This window comes from Streptomyces sp. RerS4 (assembly GCF_023515955.1).
GTDB lineage: Bacteria > Actinomycetota > Actinomycetes > Streptomycetales > Streptomycetaceae > Streptomyces.
On sequence record NZ_CP097322.1, the window covers coordinates 1,910,406 to 1,932,066 of the forward strand.

Genomic DNA, 21,661 nt, shown 5'->3' on the forward strand with positions numbered 1-21,661 from the left:
GTATTTTGTCGGTGAACGGAGCGAACCCGCTTCGTGACGCACAGGACCGGCGGCTCCCGCGCATCGCGGGGCCGTCCGGCCTGGTCATTTTCGGCGTTACGGGTGACCTGTCGCGCAAGAAGCTGATGCCCGCCGTCTACGACCTCGCCAACCGCGGCCTGCTGCCGCCGGGTTTCTCGCTGATCGGCTTCGCCCGACGCGAGTGGCAGGACGAGGACTTCGCCAAGGAGGTGCACGACGCGGTCAAGGAACACGCGCGCACCCCCTTCCGTGAGGAGGTCTGGCAGCAGCTGGTGCAGGGCTGCCGCTTCGTCCAGGGCGATTTCGACGACGACGCGGCCTTCGAGACGCTGAAGTCGACGATCGAGGAACTCGACAAGGCCCAGGGCACGGGCGGCAACTTCGCCTTCTACCTGTCGGTCCCGCCGAAGTTCTTCCCCAAGGTGGTCCAGCAGCTCAAGGACCACGGTCTGGCCCAGAAGGAGGGCTCCTGGCGGCGTGCCGTCATCGAGAAGCCCTTCGGTCACGACCTCAAGAGCGCCGAGGAACTCAACAAGGTCGTCCACGAGGTCTTCCCCCGTGACGAGGTCTTCCGGATCGACCACTACCTCGGCAAGGAGACCGTCCAGAACATCCTGGCGCTCCGCTTCGCCAACACCATGTTCGAGCCGATCTGGAACCGGTCCTACGTGGACCACGTACAGATCACCATGGCGGAGGACATCGGCATCGGCGGTCGCGCCGGCTACTACGACGGCATCGGCGCCGCCCGCGACGTCATCCAGAACCACCTGCTCCAGCTGCTCGCGCTGACGGCGATGGAGGAGCCCGGCTCCTTCCACCCCAAGGCGCTGGTGGCGGAGAAGCTCAAGGTGCTCACCGCCGTCGAGCTCCCCGAGGACCTGGGCAAGCACACCGTGCGCGGCCAGTACTCGGCGGCCTGGCAGGGCGGCGAGAAGGTCGTCGGGTACCTCGAAGAGGACGGCATCGACCCCAAGTCGAAGACCGACACCTACGCGGCCATCCGCCTGGAGATCAACAACCGCCGCTGGGCGGGCGTCCCGTTCTACCTGCGCACGGGCAAGCGCCTGGGCCGTCGGGTGACCGAGATCGCGGTGGTCTTCAAGCGGGCGCCGTACCTGCCGTTCGAGTCGGGCGCGACCGAGGAGCTGGGGCAGAACGCCCTGGTCATCCGGGTCCAGCCGGACGAGGGCGTGACGGTCCGCTTCGGCTCCAAGGTCCCGGGCACCTCCATGGAGGTCCGGGACGTCACGATGGACTTCGCGTACGGCGAGTCCTTCACGGAGTCCAGCCCCGAGGCCTACGAGCGGCTCATCCTCGACGTCCTCCTCGGCGACGCGAACCTCTTCCCGCGTCACCAGGAAGTGGAGCTCTCCTGGAACATCCTCGACCCGATCGAGGAGTACTGGGACAAGCACGGCAAGCCCGCGCAGTACCCGGCGGGCACCTGGGGGCCGGTCGAGGCGGACGAGATGCTCGCACGAGACGGACGGAGCTGGCGCCGGCCATGAAGATCGACCTCACGGAGACCACCTCCAGCAAGATCAACGCCGCGTTGGTGCAGGCGCGCCGGGACATCGGCACGCCGGCCATCGGCATGGTCCTCACGCTGGTGATCGTGACCGACGAGGAGAACGCGTACGACGCGCTCAAATCGGCGAACGACGCGTCCCACGAACACCCTTCGCGGATCGTCGTCGTGGTCAAGCGGGTCAGCCGCTCACCGCGCAGCCGCCGCGAGGCCCGACTCGACGCGGAGATCCGCGTCGGGGCGGATTCCGGCACCGGCGAAACGGTCGTGCTGCGCCTGCACGGCGAACTGGTCGACCACGCCCAGTCGGTGGTTCTCCCGCTCCTGCTGCCCGACGCCCCCGTGGTCGTCTGGTGGCCGGAGGGCGCCCCCGCGGACCTGGCGGGCGACCCGCTGGGCGCGCTGGGGCAGCGCCGGATCACGGACACGTACTCCCTGGAGCACCCGATCGGCGCGCTCGCCGCGCGGGCGGAGGCGTACGCGCCGGGTGACACGGACCTGTCCTGGACGCGGATCACCCCGTGGCGCTCGATGCTGGCGGCCGCGCTGGACCAGCAGACGGTGTCGGTGGTCTCCGCGACCGTGGAGGGCGAGGCCGAGAACCCGAGCTGCGAGCTGCTGGCCATGTGGCTGGCGGACCGGCTCGGGGTCCCCGTCGAGCGCACCCTGTCGGGCGGTCCGGGCCTCACGTCGGTCCGACTGTCCACCAAGGACGGGGAGATCGTCCTGGACCGCGCCGACGGCTCGCTGGCGACGCTGTGCATGCCGGGGCAGCCGGACCGTGCGGTGGCGCTCAAGCGCCGTGACACGGCCGAGTTGCTGGCGGAGGAGCTGCGCCGGCTGGACCCGGACAACACGTACGAGGCCTCGCTGAAGTTCGGCGTGGCGAAGCTGGCGGCCGAGGCCCCGGCCAAGCCGAAGGTGGACGCCATGGCCTCCCCGGAGACGGTGACCGGCCCGAAGGCCGACACCCCGGCCCCGAAGCCGCCGACCAAGCCGACGAAGAAGGCTCCGGCCAAGTAGGCCCAGGCCGCTGCGGGGAGGGGCTCCCCGCAGCGGCGCCCACACCCCCGCACTACCGACAAGGCGGCAGCACATGGGTATGACGACTCCCCAGGTCGTCGTCCACCGGGACAAGGAGCTGATGGCGCAGGCCGCGGCCGCCCGGCTCATCACGAAGATCGTGGACGCGCAGGCCGCCCGCGGCAGCGCCTCCGTCGTCCTGACCGGCGGTCGCAACGGCAACGGCCTGCTCGCGGCCCTCGCCGCCGCCCCCGCCCGCGACGCGGTCGACTGGGCGCGGCTCGACCTGTGGTGGGGCGACGAGCGCTACGTCCCCGCCGACGACCCCGAGCGCAACCACGTACAGGCCCGCGAGGCCCTCCTCGACTCCGTTCCGGTGGACCCGGCGCGCGTGCACGTGATGCCCGCCTCCGACGGCCCGCACGGCGCGGACGTGGACGCCGCGGCGGCCGGGTACGCCGCCGAGCTGGCCCGCGCGGCCGGCCCCGAGGACCACGGCCCGGTGCCGCGTTTCGACGTGCTGATGCTGGGCGTCGGCCCGGACACGCACGTGGCCTCGCTGTTCCCCGAGCACCCGGCCTCGCGGGAGACGGAGCGCACCGTCGTGGGCGTCCACGGCGCCCCGAAGCCCCCGCCCACCCGGGTCTCGCTCACCCTTCCGGCGATCCGCGCGGCCCGCGAGGTGTGGTTGCTGGCGGCCGGTGAGGACAAGGCCGGCGCGGTGGCCATCGCACTGGGCGGCGCGGGCGCGGTCCAGGCCCCGGCGGCCGCCGCCTACGGCCGCAGCCGCACGCTGTGGCTGCTGGACCGCGCGGCCGCGGCCAAGCTGCCGTCCGGGCTGTACCCGCCGGCGTCCTCCTGATCCGGAGCGGCACGACCCGTAGGCGGGGCGACCCCTACAAACGTGAGAGCGCCCCCGCACCGACCGGTGCGGGGGCGCTCTCGTCGTGCGTCAGCGGCCGCGCAGTTCGCGGTACGTGGCCACCAGCGCGCGCGTGGACGGGTCCAGGCTCTCGACGTGCGAGCCCTCCGTCAGCGCCGGCTCCACCCGCTTGGCGAGGACCTTGCCGAGTTCGACGCCCCACTGGTCGAAGGAGTCGATGTTCCACACCGCGCCCTGGACGAACACCTTGTGCTCGTACAGCGCGATCAGCTGACCCAGTACCGCCGGGGTCAGCTCGGAGGCCAGGATCGTCGTCGTCGGGTGGTTGCCGAGGAAGGTCTTGTGCGGGATCAGTTCCTCGGCCACGCCCTCCGCCCGGACCTCCTCGGCGGTCTTGCCGAAGGCCAACGCCTGGGTCTGCGCGAAGAAGTTCGCCATCAGCAGGTCGTGCTGGGCCTCCAGGGCCGGCGAGAGTTCCGCGACCGGACGGGCGAAGCCGATGAAGTCGGCCGGGATCATCCGGGTGCCCTGGTGGATCAGCTGGTAGTAGGCGTGCTGCCCGTTGGTGCCGGGCGTGCCCCACACCACCGGACCGGTCTGCCAGTCCACCGGATTGCCGTCGCGGTCGACGGACTTGCCGTTGGACTCCATGTCCAGCTGCTGCAAGTAGGCCGTGAAACGCGAGAGGTAGTGGCTGTACGGGAGCACGGCGTGCGACTGCGCGTCGAAGAACGCGCCGTACCAGACGCCCAACAGGCCCAGCAGCAGCGGGGCGTTGCGCTCGGCCGGCGCCGTGCGGAAGTGCTCGTCCATGGCGCGGAAGCCGCCGAGCAGCTCGCGGAAGGCGTCCGGGCCGATCGCGATCATCAGGGAGAGGCCGATGGCCGAGTCGAAGGAGTAGCGGCCGCCGACCCAGTCCCAGAACTCGAACATGTTGGCCGGATCGATGCCGAACTCGGTGACCTTCTCGGCGTTGGTGGACAGGGCCACGAAGTGCCGTGCCACGGCGGCCTGGTCGCCGCCGAGCCCATCGAGCAGCCACTCGCGCGCCGAGGTGGCGTTGGTGATGGTCTCGATGGTCGTGAACGTCTTGGAGGCGATGATGAACAGCGTCTCCGCCGGGTCCAGTTCCCGTACGGCCTCGTGCAGGTCGGCGCCGTCCACGTTGGAGACGAAGCGCAGGGTCAGGCCGCGGTCGGTGAAGGACCGCAGGGCCTCGTACGCCATCGCCGGGCCCAGGTCGGAGCCGCCGATGCCGATGTTGACCACGTTCTTGACGCGCTTGCCGGTGAACCCGGTCCACTCCCCCGACCTGACCTGGTCCGAGAAGGCCGCCATCTTGTCGAGGACCGCGTGCACGCCGGGGACGACGTTCTCGCCGTCCACCTCGACGACCGCGTCGCGCTCGGCGCGCAGGGCGGTGTGCAGGACCGCCCGGTCCTCGGTCGTGTTGATCTTCTCGCCCCGGAACATGGCGTCGCGCAGGGCGCTCACGCCCGTCGCGGACGCCAACTCGCGCAGCAGCGCGAGGGTCTCGTCCGTCACGAGGTGCTTCGCATAGTCGATGTACAGGTCCCCGACCCGCAGCGTGTAGCCGGTACCCCTGTCCGGGTCCGACTCGAAAAGCTCCCGCAGATGCGTCTGCCCCAGCTCTTCCCGGTGCTTGCCGAGTGCGTGCCACTCCGGCGTCCGGTCGAGCCTCATTCGCTTGTCTGCGTTCATCTCGGACATCAACCCACTTCTTCCGTCCTGTTGTGCCCCGCCGGCTCCAACCTAAGGGATCCGAAGGGGGCCAACGCACACAAAGGGGCCCGGCCCGCGGGATTCGTACTCCCACGGGCCGGGCCCCGAGTCACTCTTGAGTGTGCCCCCGGCCTCGGCCGAGGCTCAGATCTCGCCGCGCAGCTTGGCGAGGGCCTCGGCGAGGATCGCCTCGCCGTCGGCGTCGGTGCGGCGCTCGCGGACGTACGCGAGGTGGGTCTTGTACGGTTCCGTGCGCGGCGGCGCGGGCGGGTTGTCCCGGTCCTGGCCGGCGGGGAAGCCACAGCGCGGACAGTCCCAGGTGTCGGGGACCTGCGCGTCGCTGGCGAAGCTGGGCTGCGTCTCGTGCCCGTTCGAGCACCAGAAGGAGATGCGCAGACGGGGCGCGGATTCGCCGCGCTCGGCCTCGCCCATCGGCCCGGCTCCGACTCGACTTCCACGAATCGCGTTGCCACTTGCCACGGTCGTAACTCCCTGCGTGATGGTGCCGCCAAGCGTGAGGGTATACCCGCTGTCGGCGCCCCGGTCCGCCAGAACGCCGGACCTCAGGATAGGGCCGTCACAGGGGCCGGTACCGCCACATGACCAGAACCGGTCAGCTGCTCGCCTTCATGAGCAGACCGAGCGCCACGATGCACGCGAACCACAGCAGACCGACGACGACCGTGATGCGGTCGAGGTTGCGCTCGGCCACGGAGGAGCCGCCGACCGAGGACTGCATGCCGCCACCGAACATGTCGGACAGGCCGCCGCCCTTGCCCTTGTGCATCAGCACGAGCAGCATCAGCAGAGCGCTGAAGACGATCAGGGCGATCGAGAACCCCATAACCACGGCTGATTCCTACTTTCTGGGCTTACGGATGCTGCTGGGATGGAGCGGGGGCCGGTCGCTGCGTGTGCAGCCCCCCGGCCCCCGCAAGGGTACGACGGATCCGTCCTACCGCATACTCACCGGTCGCCTCACTGGTCGCGGAAGCGGACGATCTTGACGAACTCCTCCACGTCCAGCGCGGCGCCGCCGACCAGCGCGCCGTCGACGTCCGGCTGCGCCATGATCGCGGCGATGTTGCCGGACTTCACGGAGCCGCCGTACTGGATGCGGACCTTGTCGGCCAGCTCCTGGGAGTACAGCTCGGCGAGCCGGCCGCGGATCGCCCCGCAGACCTCCTGGGCGTCCTCGGGGGTGGCGACCTCGCCGGTCCCGATGGCCCAGACGGGCTCGTAGGCGATCACGATGGACTCGGCCTGCTCGGCCGGGAGGTCCTTCAGGCCGCCGTCGACCTGGTTCAGCGTGTACGCGACCTGCTGCCCGGCCTTGCGGACGTCCAGGCCCTCGCCGACGCACAGGATCGGGGTGATCCCGACCTTGTAGGCGGCCTTGACCTTGGCGTTGCAGAGCTCGTCGCTCTCGCCGTGGTACTGGCGGCGCTCGCTGTGGCCGACGGCCACGTACGCGCAGCCGAGCTTCGCGAGCATCGGGCCGGAGATCTCGCCGGTGTAGGCGCCGGAGTCGTGCGCCGAGAGGTCCTGGGCGCCGTACTTGATCTTCAGCTTGTCGGCCTCGACGAGCGTCTGCACCGAGCGCAGGTCCACGAAGGGGACGAGCACCGCGACCTCGACGGCGTCGAAGTCCTTGTCGGCGAGGGAGAAGGCGAGCTTCTGGGTGTGGGCGATGGCCTCAAGGTGGTTGAGGTTCATCTTCCAGTTGCCCGCCATCAGCGGGGTACGGCCGTTCACAGTGGTCATAAGGGTTCAGCCCTCCAGGGCGGCGAGGCCGGGGAGCGTCTTGCCTTCGAGGTATTCGAGGCTGGCGCCGCCACCGGTCGAGATGTGGCCGAAGGCATTCTCGTCGAAGCCCAGGATGCGGACGGCGGCGGCACTGTCGCCACCGCCGACCACGGTGAAGGCGTCGCAGTCGACGAGGGCCCTGGCGATGGCCTTCGTGCCGTTCGCGTAGTCGGGGTGTTCGAAGACGCCCACGGGACCGTTCCAGAAGACGGTCTCGGCGTCCGCGATCTTCGACGCGTACAGCTCACGCGTCTTGGGGCCGATGTCCAGGCCCTCCTTGTCGGCGGGGATCTTGTCCGCGTCGACGGTCTCGAAGGTCGCCGGGGCCTTCGTCTTCAGGTCCGGGAAGTCGGCGGAGACCAGCACGTCGACGGGGAGGACCAGCTCGACGCCGGTCGCCTCGGCGCGCGCCATGTACTCCGTGACCTTCTCCAGCTGGTCTTCCTGGAGCAGGGAGATGCCGACCTCGTGGCCCTTGGCCTTGAGGAAGGTGTACGCCATGCCGCCGCCGATGAGGATGCGGTCGGCCTTGCCGAGCAGCTCGTCGATGACGGCGAGCTTGTCGGAGACCTTGGCGCCGCCGAGGACGACCGCGTACGGGCGCTTGACGTCGGCGGTGAGCTTCTTCAGGACGCCGACCTCGGTGGCGATGAGGTAACCGGCCGCGTGCGGCAGGCGCGCGGGCAGGTCGACGACGGAGGCGTGGGCGCGGTGGACGGCGCCGAAGCCGTCGCCGACGTAGAGGTCGGCGAGGGTGGCCAGCTCGTCGGCGAACGCGCCGCGCTCGGCGGCGTCCTTCGAGGTCTCGCCGGCGTTGAAGCGCAGGTTCTCGATGACGGCGACCTGCCCGTCGGCGAGGGCCGCGACGGTCTCCTTGGCGGAGGCACCGACGGTGTCGGTGGCGAACGCCACGTCCGCGCCGAGGAGTTCACCGAGCCGCTTGGCGGCGGGCGCCAGCGAGAAGGCCGGGTCCGGGGCGCCCTTGGGGCGGCCCAGGTGCGAGGCGACGACCACGCGGGCGCCGGCTTCGGCGAGCTTCGCGATGGTCGGCAGGACGGCGCGGATGCGGCCGTCGTCGCTGATCTCACCGTTCGCCAGGGGCACGTTGAGGTCGGCGCGGACGAAGACCCGCTTGCCGGCGACGCCCTCGGCGAGCAGTTCGTCGATCGTCTTCATGTGTTTCCTACTCCTTCGGAGACCTTCACCCGGTGGGCGAGGACGGGAGGGCCAGGCAAGCCACAGGGCCCGGACGGCGCCTCATCGCGCCGAGCGGACCCTGTGCTTCACATCTCTTGCCTTGCCCTACGTTCTTGAGAGCCGACCGTCTTAGAGCTGACCGCCGACGAAGACGGTGAGGTCGACGAGTCGGTTGGAGTAGCCCCACTCGTTGTCGTACCAGCCGACGACCTTGACGCTCTTGCCCTGGACCATGGTCAGGGAGGAGTCGAAGGTGCAGGAGGCAGGCCAGTTCACGATGTCCGAGGACACGATCGCGTCCTCGGTGTAGTCGAGGATGCCCTTCAGCTGGCCCTCGGCGGCCTTCTGGAAGGCGGTGTTGACCTCGTCCTTGGTCACCTCGCGCTCCAGCTCGATGACCAGGTCGGTCACGGAACCGGTGGGGACCGGGACGCGCATCGCGATGCCGTCGAGCTTGCCCGCCAGCTCCGGGATGACCAGGGCGGTGGCCTTGGCGGCACCGGTGGTCGTCGGGATGATGTTCTCGGCGGCGGCGCGGGCGCGGCGCAGGTCCGAGTGCGGGAAGTCCAGGATGCGCTGGTCGTTCGTGTAGGCGTGGACCGTGGTCATCATGCCCTTGACGATGCCGAAGTTCTCCAGGAGGACCTTGGCCATCGGCGCCACGCAGTTGGTGGTGCAGGAGGCGTTGGAGATGACGTGGTGGTTGGCCGCGTCGTACTTGTCGTGGTTGACGCCCATCACGATCGTGATGTCCTCGTCCTTGGCCGGGGCCGAGATGAGGACCTTCTTCGCGCCGGCCGTGATGTGCTTGGCGGCGTCGGCCTTCTTCGTGAAGATGCCGGTCGACTCGATGACGATGTCGGCGCCCAGCTCGCCCCAGGGGAGGTTCGCGGGGTCGCGCTCGGCGAAGGTCTTGAAGGTGTTGCCACCGACCGTGATCGTGTCGTCGGTGTGGGAGACGTCGGCCTTGAGGCGACCGAGGATGGTGTCGTACTTGAGCAGGTGCACCAGGGTGGCGTTGTCAGTCAGGTCGTTGACACCGACGATCTCGATGTCCGCTCCCTGCTCCAGGAGCGCCCGGAAGTAGTTGCGGCCAATGCGGCCAAAACCGTTGATGCCTACGCGGATCGTCACGAACCGATCTCCTCGTTGGTGCGCCGGCCTGTCCGCCGGCGAGCTGTATGGGATGTCCCCGACCGCTTATGACCCTACCTCTCCGTGAGCTACGGAGTGACATCGACCGGGGCCTGACACTCCCGGAGGCCCTGTACCGGACGGTCCGGCACGGGGCTTCCGGGACCTGCGCCCCCGTCACCCAGGGTGACCGGGGGCAGGGTTGCCGATCAGCGGTTCAGCGACCGGAGCGCCTTACCGACGAGTACGGCGCGGTCCGCCGCGGCGGGTACGTGCTCCAGGCCGAAGCCGAGGAGGACGGTGTCACGCGTAGTGACCGACGCGTAGGACTTGAACAGTTCACCGGTACGGGACCACGCGCCCGGAACATCGGGACTTCCGGCCGGGGCGGGCCCGGCGCTCCAGGCTCCGAGGTCGCTCTCGAAGCCCTCAACGGCCTGGTCGGCGCCGCCCACGGACAGCCGCGCCTCGTCGGCGAAGACGCCGCGACCGCCGGTTCCCGGGTCGGTGACGGAGGAGAGGGACACCTCCACGGTCTTGCCCGCGTAGGCGCTCAGGTCGAAGGAGACCTGCTTCCAGCCGCCGGAGGAACCGGTGAAGCTGTTCCACGCTCCGCTGTCGCCGTGCGCCGTGCAGCCCCCGGAGGCCAGGGTGAGATAGCGGCGCAGGAACGGGTGGCCGTTCATGAAGAACCCGGCCTCGCACTCCGTCGGGACTGTGGTGGAGCTCAGTCCGCCCGCGTCCGGAAGTGTGGTCCAGTCCTCTCCGCCCGCGCTACGGGCCTCCAGGACGGCGTGGTCGTAGCCCTCCTCGGTGTTCCAGTTGAGGGCCATCCTCAGCTGTGGCCGCTCGGCGGCGGTGACCCGGGTCAGGTCGATCGTGCGTGTGAGCCGCTTCCAGTCGTTGTCCTCGTGCGTCGCCGAGGCCATCCCGGCGCCCGCGTAAGGGGCGTACGGGTTCACGACCCCGGCGTACTGGCCCGACTGCGCGCTCCTGAACTGCGGAAACCGCTCCGGCGGCAGGGTGTCGGAGGTGACGGTGAAGGCGCCGGGGGCGTTCAGCGGGTTGCCCGCAGCGTCCCCGAGGCCGCCCCGGGCGCCGCCGAGGGCGCCGGCCCCGGTGAAGCCGGTCGGTCCGCTGACGCTCGCGCGGCCGTAGGCGCCGAGCCAGTACTGGCTGAAGTCGTTCGTGACGGCCGGGCCGACCTGGGCGTTGCCGCCGGCGAGCTCGCCCGCCTCGATGAGCTTGCCGCCCTCGTTGAGGAAGTCGCGCAGGGCGAGCTGGGTGGCCCCGCCGGGGGTCTGCGCGCCGGTGTAGTGGACGACCGTGGCGAAGTGGGCGAGGACGCCCAGGTGGTGCGGGGCGCCCTGGGTGGCGACGTCCCAGACGGCGGCCGACCTGCCGTTGGCGCGCAGCGCGTCGACGTAGCTCTGGGCGTGCGTGGCCTTGGCGCCTTCCTCGGCGATCACGAGGACGTCCGCGCGGGGCCGCTCGGCCACGGTGTAGGTGAAGTGCTCGCTGGACACCTTCTCGCCCGAGCGGTCCTCGCCGGTGAACCAGACCTCGACCTTGTCGCCGGGCTTGGCGCCGTCGACCTTGGCGCGGTACTCGTCGAACCAGTTGTTGTCCTCGCCGCCGTAGACGTCGCCGCCCTTCCAGGCCCTCAGTTCGTCGTCGTGCGTGCGGCCTCCGTTGATCCGGAAGTTGAGCGTCTTGTCGCGCAGCGCCTTGCGGGCGGTGACGGAGACGGTCTGGTCCTCACCGCGCGCGACGTAGGAGGTGGTGAAGGGGTCCGGGGTGAAGTCGGCGGCGCTCAGACCGACGGCGGAGGCCGGCCGGTCGGGGTGCGCCGCGCTCTCGCCGACGGACAGCGCGAAGGGCACGTTCTTGGCGAACTCGCCCTGGATCAGCTTCTCGTCGTCGGGGAAGTTGAAGCCGGAGGCGCAGTCCTCGGGCCTCCAGCGGTCGTTCGGGTCGAGGGCGGAGGCCGTCTGGCAGGTGGTCATCTCCGGGGTGAACATCATGATGCCGTTGGCGTTGGCCGCGTGTCCGTCGGCTTCGCCGTTGGTCGTGTACAGCTCGGAGGACAGCTGCGGGTGGTAGCCGGGGACGGCCGGGTTCTCCGGGGTGCCGGCGAGGGCCTTGTAGACGACGTCGTCGGGGGTCGGGGTGGCGACCTGCCAGCCGACGCCGTAGAGGATCAGTTCGGCCGCGGAGTGGTAGTTGATCGCGTACCGGAACCCGACGCGCTTCTGGAACGCGTCGAGGGCGACGGTCTCGGGTTCGGAGGCGGCCTTGGGGCCGCGGTAGGTCTCGCTCGAACGGTTGGGCGAGGAGCCCTCGTTGTCGTAGCCCCACTTGTAGGAGAAGTTGCGGTTGAGGTCGACGCCGTCGCCGGTGGTGATCTTCCCGTCGCCGTCGTTGTCGCGGAGGTTCTTGCGCCACAGGCGGGCGTTGTCGGCGGTGAAGGTGTGGTCGTAGCCGTCGGGGTTGGCCGAGAGGAGGAACCACAGCTCCGTCGAGTCCACCAGCTTGGTGATCCTCGGGTCCTTGCCGTAGTTGTCGAGGGTGTGGTGCATCAGCCGCCGGGTCATCTCGGGGGTGATCCACTCACGGGCGTGCTGGTTGGACATGTAGAGGACGGACGGCTTGTCGCCGTCCCCGGTCTTCCCGGCGTTCCGGGTGACCTTGAGGGCGAGGATGTCCTTGCCCCGGACCGTCTTGCCGATGGAGACGACCTTGGTCAGGCCCGGGTTGTCCTGAGCCGCCTTGAGGATCTCCTCCTGGAGGCCGCCCTTGCCGCTGTAGGGGCGAAAGACCCCGTCGCCGGCGGCCCTGGACCGGGCGAGGCCCTGGTCGGAGATCTTGCGTTCCGCGAGGGTGACGCCCTGGTCCGCGAGTGCCTTCGCCTGCGCGCCGGTGAGGAACAGTTCGACCTTGGCGGTGCCCTTCTCGGGCGCCCGCTCGGCGAGTTCGTGGCCGTCCTGGCCGGCGGCGAGGACGAGCGGGACCTGTTCCCGGGTGATGTCGGCGTCGTAGACCCGGAGCTCGTCGGCGGCGTCGGAGGCCGCACCGGAAGCGGGCTGGGCCTGGGCCGCGACGGGCAGCGCGGCGAGTGTGGTTCCGAAGAGGAGTGCGCTTGCGGCGAGGATCGATCTCGCGCGGTGCCTCATGTGCCCCCCTGGGCGTCGTCGGCCACGAAAGCTTCGGACGCCAGGCTCACGAGGGGCCGCCGGCGTGTCAATGGGGCGTGCCGCGAAAGGGACCCGCGCGCCGGTCGCGCGGGCCCCTTTCGGACGTACCCCGGCCCCTTGGGGGGTGTCGGCGACCGTGCCGGTCAGCCGGCCATGTTGTCGGCCAGCTCCTCGCTGAGGTCCAGGTTGGACTCCGTGCCCGGGATGCCCAGGTCCTGGGCCCGCTTGTCGGCCATGGCCAGCAGACGGCGGATGCGGCCGGCGACGGCGTCCTTGGTCAGCGGCGGGTCGGCGAGCGCGCCCAGCTCCTCCAGGGAGGCCTGCTTGTGCTCCATGCGCAGCCGGCCGGCCGCGGCGAGGTGCTCGGGGACCTCCTCGCCGAGGATCTCCAGGGCGCGCTGGACGCGGGCTCCGGCGGCGACGGCGGCCCGTGCCGAGCGGCGCAGGTTGGCGTCGTCGAAGTTGGCGAGGCGGTTGGCGGTGGCGCGGACCTCGCGCCGCATCCGCCGCTCCTCCCAGGCCAGTACCGATTCGTGGGCGCCGAGGCGGGTCAGCAGGGCGCCGATGGCGTCGCCGTCGCGGACCACGACGCGGTCGACGCCGCGCACCTCGCGCGCCTTGGCGGCGATGGAGAGCCTGCGGGCGGCGCCCACCAGGGCCAGGGCTGCCTCGGGGCCGGGGCAGGTGACCTCCAGGGAGGACGACCGACCCGGCTCGGTGAGGGAGCCGTGGGCCAGGAAGGCACCGCGCCAGGCCGCCTCGGCGTCACAGGTGGCCCCGGAGACCACCTGCGGGGGAAGTCCCCGGATGGGGCGCCCGCGGCCGTCCACGAGGCCCGTCTGGCGTGCCAGCTGGTCACCGCCGGCCACGACGCGGACGACGAAGCGGCTGCCGCGGCGCAGGCCGCCGGGCGCCATCACGACGAGGTCCGAAGAATGGCCGAAGATCTCCAGGATGTCCTTGCGCAGCCGGCGGGCGGCGATCCCCGTGTCCAGCTCGGCCTCGATGACGATGCGGCCGCTCACCAGGTGCAGCCCGCCCGCGAACCGAAGGATCGCCGAGACCTCCGCCTTCCTGCAGCAGGTCCGGGTGACGGGGAGGCGGGAGATCTCATCCTTCACCGCGGGCGTCATCGCCATGGGCCGATCCTTCCATGCATCCGAAAAATACGGTCGTACGCGGCGGCCAGCAGCTCCGGATCGTGCTTCGGAGAGCCGTCCTGCCTGGCCACGGGCGCCAGCTCGACCGCCGCACCGAAGCGTTTCGCGGCTTCGGCGAGGGACTCACGGTCGGGCACGGCGGCCTCGTCGGCCAGCACCACGTCCAGGGCGAGTTTAGGGGCGTGTCGGGCCAAAACCTCCAAATGACGCTGCGGAGAGAAGCCCTCTGTTTCGCCGGGCTGCGGGGCCAGGTTCAGCGAGAGGACCCGGCGGGCCTTCGTCACGCTCAGCGCGTCGAGCAGTTCCGGCACCAGCAGGTGCGGGATGACGGACGAGAACCAGGAGCCGGGCCCGAGCACGACCCAGTCGGCGTCGAGCACGGCGGCGACGGCCTCCGGCACGGCCGGCGGGTCGCTCGGGACGACCTGGACGGAGAGCACCTCGCCGGGGGTGAGCGCCACGGTGGCCTGTCCCCGGACGGTGTCCACCTCGTCCGGGCGGGCCGGGTCGTGCCCCTTGACCAGGGCCTGGAGCTCCAGCGGCACCGCCGACATCGGCAGGACCCGGCCGTGCGCGCCGAGGAGCTTTCCGACCAGGTCGAGGGCCTGGACGGGGTCGCCGAGCTGTTCCCACAGGGCGACGATCAGCAGGTTGCCGACGGCGTGCTCGTGCAGGTCGCCCGCCGACTGGAAGCGGTGCTGGATGACGCGGGCCCAGGTCTGGCCCCAGTCGTCGTCCCCGCACAGCGCGGCCAGCGCCTTGCGCAGGTCGCCGGGCGGCAGTACGCCGAGCTCCTCCCGGAGCCGGCCGCTGGAGCCGCCGTCGTCGGCGACGGTGACCACCGCGGTCAGCTCGCCGGTGATCCGGCGCAGCGCGGTGAGGGAGGCCGACAGGCCCATGCCGCCGCCGAGGGCGACGACCTTGGGCGCGACCACCTCGGCGGCGGCGCCGCGGCGACCGGCGCGGCCCGCGCCGTCCTCACCCCTGCCGGGGGTCAGACGGCGCAGGCGGCGCAGCCGCATGGTGCGTCCGGTCACTCGCGCCCCATGTCCCGGTGGACGACGACGGTCTCGACTCCCTCGGAGGCGAGGCGGGCGGCGAGCTTCTCGGACATGGCCACGCTGCGGTGCTTGCCGCCGGTGCAGCCGACCGCGATGGTCACGTAGCGCTTGCCCTCGCGGCGGTAGCCGGTGGCGATGAGCTGGAGCAGCTCGGTGTAGCGGTCGAGGAACTCCTTGGCGCCGGGCTGGCTGAAGACGTAGCCCGACACCTCCTCGTTCAGGCCGGTGAAGGGGCGCAGCTCGGGCACCCAGTGCGGGTTGGGGATGAAGCGGCAGTCGACGACGAGGTCGGCGTCGACGGGCAGGCCGTACTTGTAGCCGAAGGACATGACGGTGGCCCGCAGCTCGGGCTCCTCGTCGCCGGCGAACTGTGCGTCCATCTTGGCGCGCAGCTCGTGCACGTTGAGGCTGGAGGTGTCGATGACCAGGTCGGCGTCGCCGCGCAGCTCGCGCAGCAGGTCGCGCTCGGCGGCGATGCCGTCGGTGATGCGGCCGTCGCCCTGGAGGGGGTGCGGGCGGCGGACCGACTCGAAGCGGCGCACGAGCGCGTCGTCGGAGGACTCCAGGAAGACGATGCGCCGGTTGACGCCCTTGCTGTCGAGGTCGGCGAGGGATTCGCGCAGGGCGTCGAAGAACTGGCGGCCTCGGACGTCGACGACGACGGCGATGCGCGCCACGTTGCCCTGCGAGCGGGCACCGAGCTCCACCATGGTGGGGATCAGCGCCGGCGGGAGGTTGTCGACGACGAACCAGCCGAGGTCCTCCAGACACTTGGCCGCCGTACTGCGGCCGGCCCCGGACATCCCGGAGATGATCACCAGCTCGGGGATGGCGGCCTCGGCGTCGCCGCCGGGCTCCAGTGTCGTGCCCGTACTCACCTGTGCTCCGTCTCGGTCGTGCTCGGTCTTGCGATCGGACTCGTGCTGGGTCATTGCTCGGTCCCCCGTTCGGACGATGACGTGCCCGCGGGCGCGGGTGTCTCGTCCTCCATGATCTCTCCTGTCGCGGTGTTCACGGCAGGGGCGGCGGGGGTCGCGCGCGCGAGGGCCACGGCCACGGCCTCGGCCGTCTTGAGGCCTATGCCCGGGACCTCGCGGATCTGGTCGATTGTCGCCTGTCGGAGCTTCTTCACCGAACCGAAGTGCTTCACGAGGGCTTGTTTGCGACTCTCGCCGAGGCCGGGCACCTCGTCCAGCGGGCTTGTTCTCAGGCGCTTGGCGCGCTTGCCGCGCTGGTATTGGATGGCGAAGCGGTGGGCTTCGTCACGTACCCGCTGGAGGAGGTAGAGGCCCTCGCTGGTCCGGGGCAGCACGACGGGGTCGTCCTCGCCGGGCAGCCAGACCTCCTCCAGGCGCTTGGCGAGGCCGCACACGGCGACGTCGTCGACGCCCAGCTCCTCCAGGGCCCGCTTGGCGGCGGCCACCTGCGGCTGCCCGCCGTCGACCACGACGAGCTGCGGGGGGTACGCGAAACGCTTCGGGCGGCCGTCGTCCTCGGGCGTGTCGCCGGCCGGGACCTCCCCCGAGACCACCGCCTCCTGCTCCCACTCGCCCGTCCGCAGCTTCTCCTGGAGGTAGCGGCGGAAGCGACGCGAGACCACCTCGTGCATGGAGCGGACGTCGTCCTGGCCCTCGAAGGACTTGATCTGGAAGCGGCGGTACTCGCTCTTGCGGGCCAGCCCGTCCTCGAAGACGACCATCGAGGCGACCACGTCCTGGCCCTGGAGGTGGGAGATGTCGAAGCACTCGATGCGCAGGGGCGCGCTGTCCAGCTCCAGCGCCTCGGCGATCTCCTCCAGGGCCCGGGAGCGGGTGGTGAGGTCGGCGGCGCGCTTGGTCTTGTGCAGGGCGAGGGACTGCTGCGCGTTGCGGTGGACGGTCTCCATCAGCGCCTTCTTGTCGCCGCGCTGCGGGATGCGCAGGCTGACCAGGGAGCCGCGCCGCGCGGCCAGCCACTCGGCGAGGGCGGGCGCGTCCTCGGGCAGGGCCGGGACCAGCACCTCCTTGGGGACGGCCTCGCCCCGCTCCTCCCCGTAGAGCTGCTGGAGGGCGTGCTCGACGAGTCCGGCGGTGTCGACGGCCTCGACCTTGTCGGTGACCCAGCCGCGCTGGCCGCGGACGCGTCCGCCGCGTACGTGGAAGATCTGCACGGCGGCTTCGAGCTCGTCCTCGGCGACGGCGATCAGGTCGGCGTCGGTGGCGTCGGCGAGGACGACGGCGTTCTTCTCCATGGCCCGGCGCAGGGCCCCTATGTCGTCGCGCAGGCGGGCGGCCTTCTCGTACTCCATCTCCTCGGCGGCCTCGTGCATCTGCGCTTCGAGGCGGGAGAGGTACGTGCCGGTACGACCGGCCATGAAGTCGCAGAAGTCCTCGGCGAGTTCGCGGTGGTCCTCGGGGCTGATCCGGCCGACGCAGGGCGCCGAGCACTTGCCGATGTAGCCGAGCAGGCAGGGGCGGCCGATCTGCGCGGAGCGCTTGAACACCCCGGCGGAGCAGGTGCGGACGGGGAAGACCCGCAGCATCAGGTCGACGGTCTCGCGGATCGCCCAGGCGTGGCCGTACGGGCCGAAGTAGCGCACGCCCTTCTTCTTGGGGCCGCGCATGACCTGGACCCGGGGGAACTCCTCGTTCAGCGTGACGGCGAGGGAGGGGTAGCTCTTGTCGTCGCGGTACTTGACGTTGAAGCGGGGGTCGAACTCCTTGATCCAGGAGTATTCGAGCTGGAGGGCCTCGACCTCGGTGGAGACGACCGTCCACTCCACGGAGGCGGCCGTCGTGACCATGGTGGCGGTACGGGGGTGCAGCCCGGCGAGGTCCTGGAAGTAGCTGGCCAGGCGCTGGCGCAGGCTCTTGGCCTTCCCGACGTAGATCACCCGGCGGTGCTCGTCGCGGAACCGGTAGACCCCCGGGGAGTCGGGGACCTGTCCGGGCTGGGGGCGGTAGCTGGAAGGGTCGGCCATGCGAACCACCCTACTGGCGCCCGGGGACAGCGCCCCGTATCCCGTCGGGCGGGATACGGGGCGGGATACGGGGCCGGGATACGGGGCGGGGTCGGCTCAGGCCTCGGGGCTCAGGCCCCGGGCTCGGTCAGGGGGGACCGTCGTCGGCGGCGCAGCAGGAGCACCGATCCGGCGGCGCCGAGGGTGAGGGCCCCCGCGCCCGAGGCGAGCAGGCCGAACGGCGCCCCGGCCGCGTCCCCGGCCGCCGGGGCGCGGCGGCCGCCGGGGCGCGGCCCCACCGGCCCCGGCGGCTCCGGCGGCTCCGGCGGCTCCGGCGGCTCCGGCGGCCTCCTCGAAGCCGCCGGCCTTGCCCGAGCGGGCGTAGGGCGAGCCCGGGAGCTTGTTCCCGTAGGCCTGCGTGACGCGGGTGCGGTACGCGTCCAGGGTGGTGCCGGCCTCCCCGACGGCCCGTACGGCGTCCTCGTCCAGCGGGACGATCCGGCTGCCCTCGGCGACGTACCAGGCGTCGATCTGCGGTTCCCGGAACACGGTGCCGCCGGGGAGTTTCTCGGCGCCGAGCCGCGCGTAGCGGAATTCGTCGTCGCCGGTGGCGATGTTCACCACCTGCCAGCCGGCCTCGGTCCGCGCGGTCCACAGGGCCGCCTGCTGCCCGTCGGCGGAGACGGCCTTGCTGGCCAGGAACTCCAGCCGGGCCACGGGGGCCCCGGCCTTGCCCGCGACGAACTCCGGCGAAAGGTGGTGCACGGGGATCGCCTCGCCCTCGACGCGGGGCTGGGCGGCGGTGAGCGAGACCTTGCCCTCACGGGCGAAGAACCGCGAGAGGGTGGCCAGGGTGTCGGGGGCGACGGCCGCCTCGTGGGCCGCCGCCCGGGTCTCGGCCGTGGCCACCCCGGGCTGGGGGACGGGGGTCGCGGCGGCCTGCGGGGCCAGGCCGAGGAGGGGCAGGGCGGTGGCGGCGAGGACCGCGGCGGCGCGGGCGCGCGGGTTCATGGCGGTCACGCCCCGATCCGGTAGAGGGAGTGGGTCCAGGAGAAGGTGTTGTTGTCGACGTACCAGGCGTGGGAGGCCCAGTTGTAGCGGTCGCTGGAGGGCCACGGGTCGCCCCAGTAGACCCAGCTGTTGGCGGTGTCGTAGCCGTAGAGGACGTGCATGTGGCCGCCGCCGTTGGACCACTGGATGCGGGTCTCGACGGGCCGGTTGGCGTTGATCTCGGTCTGCACGGTCGAGTACTGGAGCCAGCCGTTGACGTAGCTGCCGGAGTTGATGCCGGCCCAGCGCAGGCCGTTCTGTACGTTGCCCAGCGTGGCCTGGTTGTTGGGGCACTCGGTGCCCTGTTGGCGGTTGAAGGCGGCGTTGCAGAACTGGTTCTGGCTGTAGCCGCGGCCGAACCACGTGGCGATCGTGTTTCCGCCGGCGGCCCAGCACCAGTTCGTCTTCTGCTGTGCCTGCATGGTGATGTTGAGGCGCTTGGAGGCGAGCGCGGAATCGGCGCCGGCATCGGCTGCGGTGGCGGTGCCGGTGGCCGTGGCGGACAGGGCCAGGAGCAGGGCGGTGAGGAGGACGGCCGGGTACGGCCGCCGCTTTCTGTTGCGCATCGCGTTCCTCCCGAGGCGGGGATGTGGGGGTGGAGGAGCGCGTCCGGACGCTGTGGAGGAGCATCAGGGTGTTGTCGCGATCAGGTCAACCCGCTTCAATACGCGGTGACATCGCAGTGTGAACGGTGGGGCTGTGGTGTGAACGGTTGCCGACGTTCCACCTGCTCCCCCACCGACACCGACCCGGCCCCCCACACCGGCGCGTGTGAACGTTCACAGAGGAGTTCGCCATGCGGCCGATCGGCGACCGGGCGAGCGCGGACGACGCGACGAGCGCCCTTGAGACGGCGCGGACGGCGGATACCGCGGACGCGGCGCGGTCGGCGGACGCCGCCGAACTCGGCCGGCTGCTGCGCGGCGGCCCCTTCCACCTCGCCCTGCGCGCCGCCCTCACCGCCCGTGGTCTGCCGCTGCACCGGGTACAGCACCGGCTCGCGGCGCGCGGCATCAAGCTCGGCGTCACCAGCCTCAGCTACTGGCAACAGGGCGCGCGCCGCCCCCGTCACCCCGAGTCGCTGCGGGCCGTCCGCGCGCTGGAGGAGATCCTGGAGCTGCCCGACGGCGCCCTGCTGCGGCTCCTGAGCACCTCCGCGTCCGCTCCCGCGCGGGGCCGCCCGACCGCCCGGCCCTACCGGGCCCTGGTCAGCGTGGGCGCGGCCGTGGAGGAACTGCTCGACGCGATGGAACTCCCGGCGGACGGCGGCCTGCACACGGTGGGCCACCACGAGCGCGTCCGCATCGGGGCGGGCGGCGAGATGCGCGCCCGTGACTCGCAGCAGATCGTCCGGGCCCACCGGGACGGCGTCGACCGCTACCTCGCCGTCCACCACGGCGACCCGGGCTGCGACGCGGCCCGGGTGACGGTGACGGCCCACGAGAACTGCCGTACCGGCCGGGTGCGCCACCACCCGGAGGCCGGGGTGGTGGTCGCCGAGCTGCTCTTCGACGCGCGGCTGCGGCGCGGGGACACGTACGTCTTCGGGTACGGCGTCGAGGACGGTACGGGCGCCCGCAGCTCGGAGTACGTGCGCGGCTTCAGCTACGCGGGCGGGCAGTACATGCTCCAGGTCCGCTTCGACGAGGCCGCCCTGCCGGTGCGCTGCCGCCGCTTCGCGCGTACGGGCCCCCGCGCCCCGCGCACGCACCTGGCGGACCTCACCCCGAGCGGCCGCCACCGCGCGGTCCACCTGGTGGAACCGTCGGTCCACCGCGGCATCCTGGGCATCGCCTGGGACTGGGAGTAGGCCGCCCGCCCGCCGGTCAGCCGGTCAGCCGGCGGCGAGGAGGGTGAGCGTGTCGATCACGCGGTGGGAGAAGCCCCACTCGTTGTCGTACCAGGCGACCACCTTGACGTGCCGGCCGTCGACGCGGGTGAGCTCCGAGTCGAAGATCGACGAGGCGGGGTTGCCGGTGATGTCGGAGGAGACGAGCGGGTCGTCTGAGTACTCCAGTACGCCGGCCAGCGGGCCCCGCGCGGCGGCCCGGTAGGCCTCCAGCACCTCCTCCCGCGTCACGTCGCGCGCGACGGTCGTGTTGAGCTCGACGATCGAGCCCACCGGGACCGGCACGCGGATCGAGTCGCCCGACAGCTTGCCGTCGAGGTTCGGGAGCACGAGACCGATCGCCTTGGCGGCGCCCGTCGTCGTCGGCACGATGTTGACGGCGGCGGCGCGGGCGCGCCGGGCGTCGCGGTGCGGGCCGTCCTGCAGGTTCTGCTCCTGCGTGTAGGCGTGCACGGTGGTCATGAAACCGTGCTCGATGCCGGCGAGGTCGTCGAGTACGGCGGCCAGCGGGGCGAGCGCGTTGGTCGTGCACGAGGCGTTCGAGACGATCGTGTGCCGGGCCGGGTCGTAGGCGTCGGTGTTGACCCCGTAGGCGAGCGTGACGTCGGCGCCGTCGGACGGCGCGCTGACGAGCACCTTCCGCGCGCCCGCCGTGAGGTGGCCGCGGGCGGCCTTGGCCGAGGTGAAGCGGCCGGTCGCCTCCAGCACGATGTCGACGCCGAGTTCGGCCCACGGCAGCGCTTCCGGCGCGCGCTCGGCGAGCACCGTGATGCGGCGGCCGTCGACCACGAGGGTGTTCCCGTCGACGCTCACCGGGCGGCCGAGCCGGCCGGCCGTGGTGTCGTAGGCGAGCAGCCGCGCGAGGGTGGCGGGGTCGGTGAGGTCGTTGACGGCGACGACTTCGAGCGTGCCGCCCTCGGCGCCGGCGGCGGCGTTGTCGCGTTCGAGGAGCGCGCGCAGCACGTTGCGTCCGATGCGGCCGAAGCCGTTGATGGCGATGCGAGTCATGAGCGATGTCCCTTTCGTTCGCCCCTCAGGCGTTCGCCCTCAGGTTCGCGCCCGCCGCCCGCC

The 21,661-nt window shown here is 71.5% G+C and carries 18 protein-coding genes; 4 read left to right on the plus strand and 14 right to left on the minus strand.

The annotated features are described in order from the left end of the window. The first annotated feature begins 2 nt into the window (after positions 1-2). From zwf to pgl, 3 genes are all read left to right on the plus strand, one after another. Positions 3-1,532: a glucose-6-phosphate dehydrogenase gene (zwf, locus tag M4D82_RS08775; protein WP_249771605.1), complete on the plus strand. Its 1,530-nt coding sequence runs from the start codon at positions 3-5 to the stop codon at positions 1,530-1,532. After that, positions 1,529-2,575, plus strand: a complete 1,047-nt coding sequence (gene opcA, locus M4D82_RS08780; protein ID WP_249765502.1) for a glucose-6-phosphate dehydrogenase assembly protein OpcA — start codon at positions 1,529-1,531, stop codon at positions 2,573-2,575. Before zwf ends, opcA begins: the two co-directional genes overlap by 4 nt. A 79-nt stretch (positions 2,576-2,654) precedes the next feature. Further along, on the plus strand, positions 2,655-3,437 hold the full coding sequence (gene pgl / locus M4D82_RS08785) for a 6-phosphogluconolactonase (RefSeq protein ID WP_249765503.1): 783 nt from the start codon (positions 2,655-2,657) through the stop codon (positions 3,435-3,437). Positions 3,438-3,527: 90 nt separating this feature from the next. On the opposite strand, the gene pgi is transcribed toward pgl, so the two are convergent. The 13 genes from pgi to M4D82_RS08850 all read right to left on the minus strand — a co-directional run bounded on the left by pgi (position 3,528) and on the right by M4D82_RS08850 (position 19,307). Continuing rightward, positions 3,528-5,180, minus strand: coding sequence for a glucose-6-phosphate isomerase (gene pgi / locus M4D82_RS08790; RefSeq protein WP_249771607.1), 1,653 nt, complete (start codon positions 5,178-5,180; stop codon positions 3,528-3,530). 165 nt (positions 5,181-5,345) lie between these two features. Continuing rightward, positions 5,346-5,681: an RNA polymerase-binding protein RbpA gene (locus tag M4D82_RS08795; protein WP_007263454.1), complete on the minus strand. Its 336-nt coding sequence runs from the start codon at positions 5,679-5,681 to the stop codon at positions 5,346-5,348. Positions 5,682-5,814: 133 nt separating this feature from the next. Next, a complete protein-coding gene (gene secG, locus M4D82_RS08800; RefSeq protein WP_189973883.1) occupies positions 5,815-6,045 on the minus strand; it encodes a preprotein translocase subunit SecG in 231 nt (76 codons plus the stop codon). Positions 6,046-6,179: 134 nt separating this feature from the next. Further along, positions 6,180-6,956 carry a triose-phosphate isomerase gene (tpiA, locus tag M4D82_RS08805; protein ID WP_502989057.1) on the minus strand — a complete coding sequence of 259 codons (777 nt, stop codon included), beginning with the start codon at positions 6,954-6,956 and terminating at the stop codon, positions 6,180-6,182. A 15-nt stretch (positions 6,957-6,971) separates the two neighbouring features. Further along, positions 6,972-8,183 (minus strand): phosphoglycerate kinase, encoded by a 1,212-nt coding sequence (locus tag M4D82_RS08810; RefSeq protein ID WP_249765505.1) that lies wholly within the window; start codon positions 8,181-8,183, stop codon positions 6,972-6,974. 150 nt (positions 8,184-8,333) lie between these two features. Continuing rightward, complete coding sequence (gene gap / locus M4D82_RS08815) at positions 8,334-9,338, minus strand: type I glyceraldehyde-3-phosphate dehydrogenase (RefSeq protein ID WP_249765506.1); 1,005 nt, start codon at positions 9,336-9,338, stop codon at positions 8,334-8,336. Between the two features lie 209 nt (positions 9,339-9,547). Continuing rightward, positions 9,548-12,511, minus strand: coding sequence for a M14 family metallopeptidase (locus M4D82_RS08820; protein WP_249765507.1), 2,964 nt, complete (start codon positions 12,509-12,511; stop codon positions 9,548-9,550). Positions 12,512-12,675: 164 nt separating this feature from the next. Next, on the minus strand, positions 12,676-13,671 hold the full coding sequence (whiA, locus tag M4D82_RS08825) for a DNA-binding protein WhiA (protein WP_030237199.1): 996 nt from the start codon (positions 13,669-13,671) through the stop codon (positions 12,676-12,678). Continuing rightward, entirely contained in the window at positions 13,662-14,729 is a 1,068-nt protein-coding gene (locus tag M4D82_RS08830; protein ID WP_249765508.1) for a gluconeogenesis factor YvcK family protein, read from the minus strand. Before M4D82_RS08830 ends, whiA begins: the two co-directional genes overlap by 10 nt. Continuing rightward, positions 14,726-15,685 (minus strand): RNase adapter RapZ, encoded by a 960-nt coding sequence (rapZ, locus tag M4D82_RS08835; RefSeq protein ID WP_249765509.1) that lies wholly within the window; start codon positions 15,683-15,685, stop codon positions 14,726-14,728. Before rapZ ends, M4D82_RS08830 begins: the two co-directional genes overlap by 4 nt. Continuing rightward, a complete protein-coding gene (gene uvrC, locus M4D82_RS08840; RefSeq protein ID WP_249765510.1) occupies positions 15,682-17,712 on the minus strand; it encodes an excinuclease ABC subunit UvrC in 2,031 nt (676 codons plus the stop codon). The genes rapZ and uvrC overlap by 4 nt, the downstream gene beginning before the upstream one ends. A gap of 96 nt (positions 17,713-17,808) precedes the next feature. Beyond that, complete coding sequence (locus M4D82_RS08845) at positions 17,809-18,711, minus strand: hypothetical protein (protein WP_502988892.1); 903 nt, start codon at positions 18,709-18,711, stop codon at positions 17,809-17,811. Further along, positions 18,708-19,307, minus strand: a complete 600-nt coding sequence (locus M4D82_RS08850; RefSeq protein WP_249765511.1) for a papain-like cysteine protease family protein — start codon at positions 19,305-19,307, stop codon at positions 18,708-18,710. Before M4D82_RS08850 ends, M4D82_RS08845 begins: the two co-directional genes overlap by 4 nt. 230 nt (positions 19,308-19,537) lie before the next feature. Here M4D82_RS08850 and M4D82_RS08855 point away from each other — a divergent pair, with 230 nt between their 5' ends. Further along, positions 19,538-20,551 carry a hypothetical protein gene (locus M4D82_RS08855; protein WP_249765512.1) on the plus strand — a complete coding sequence of 338 codons (1,014 nt, stop codon included), beginning with the start codon at positions 19,538-19,540 and terminating at the stop codon, positions 20,549-20,551. Positions 20,552-20,575: 24 nt separating this feature from the next. Here the strand turns inward: M4D82_RS08855 and gap (M4D82_RS08860) are convergent, their stop codons facing one another. After that, positions 20,576-21,598, minus strand: a complete 1,023-nt coding sequence (gap, locus tag M4D82_RS08860; RefSeq protein WP_249765513.1) for a type I glyceraldehyde-3-phosphate dehydrogenase — start codon at positions 21,596-21,598, stop codon at positions 20,576-20,578. Positions 21,599-21,661: the final 63 nt, after the last annotated feature.

Bases quoted from the DNA above. Each gene is read 5' to 3' on its own strand.
- opcA (WP_249765502.1), top strand. From the start codon at position 1,529: ATGAAGATCGACCTCACGGAGACCACCTCCAGCAAGATCAACGCCGCG.
- gap (WP_249765513.1), bottom strand. From the start codon at position 21,598: ATGACTCGCATCGCCATCAACGGCTTCGGCCGCATCGGACGCAACGTG.
- M4D82_RS08855 (WP_249765512.1), top strand. From the start codon at position 19,538: ATGCGGCCGATCGGCGACCGGGCGAGCGCGGACGACGCGACGAGCGCC.
- whiA (WP_030237199.1), bottom strand. From the start codon at position 13,671: ATGGCGATGACGCCCGCGGTGAAGGATGAGATCTCCCGCCTCCCCGTC.
- pgl (WP_249765503.1), top strand. From the start codon at position 2,655: ATGACGACTCCCCAGGTCGTCGTCCACCGGGACAAGGAGCTGATGGCG.
- secG (WP_189973883.1), bottom strand. From the start codon at position 6,045: ATGGGGTTCTCGATCGCCCTGATCGTCTTCAGCGCTCTGCTGATGCTG.
- M4D82_RS08810 (WP_249765505.1), bottom strand. From the start codon at position 8,183: ATGAAGACGATCGACGAACTGCTCGCCGAGGGCGTCGCCGGCAAGCGG.
- pgi (WP_249771607.1), bottom strand. From the start codon at position 5,180: ATGAACGCAGACAAGCGAATGAGGCTCGACCGGACGCCGGAGTGGCAC.
- uvrC (WP_249765510.1), bottom strand. From the start codon at position 17,712: ATGGCCGACCCTTCCAGCTACCGCCCCCAGCCCGGACAGGTCCCCGAC.
- rapZ (WP_249765509.1), bottom strand. From the start codon at position 15,685: ATGACCCAGCACGAGTCCGATCGCAAGACCGAGCACGACCGAGACGGA.
- M4D82_RS08850 (WP_249765511.1), bottom strand. From the start codon at position 19,307: ATGCGCAACAGAAAGCGGCGGCCGTACCCGGCCGTCCTCCTCACCGCC.
- M4D82_RS08820 (WP_249765507.1), bottom strand. From the start codon at position 12,511: ATGAGGCACCGCGCGAGATCGATCCTCGCCGCAAGCGCACTCCTCTTC.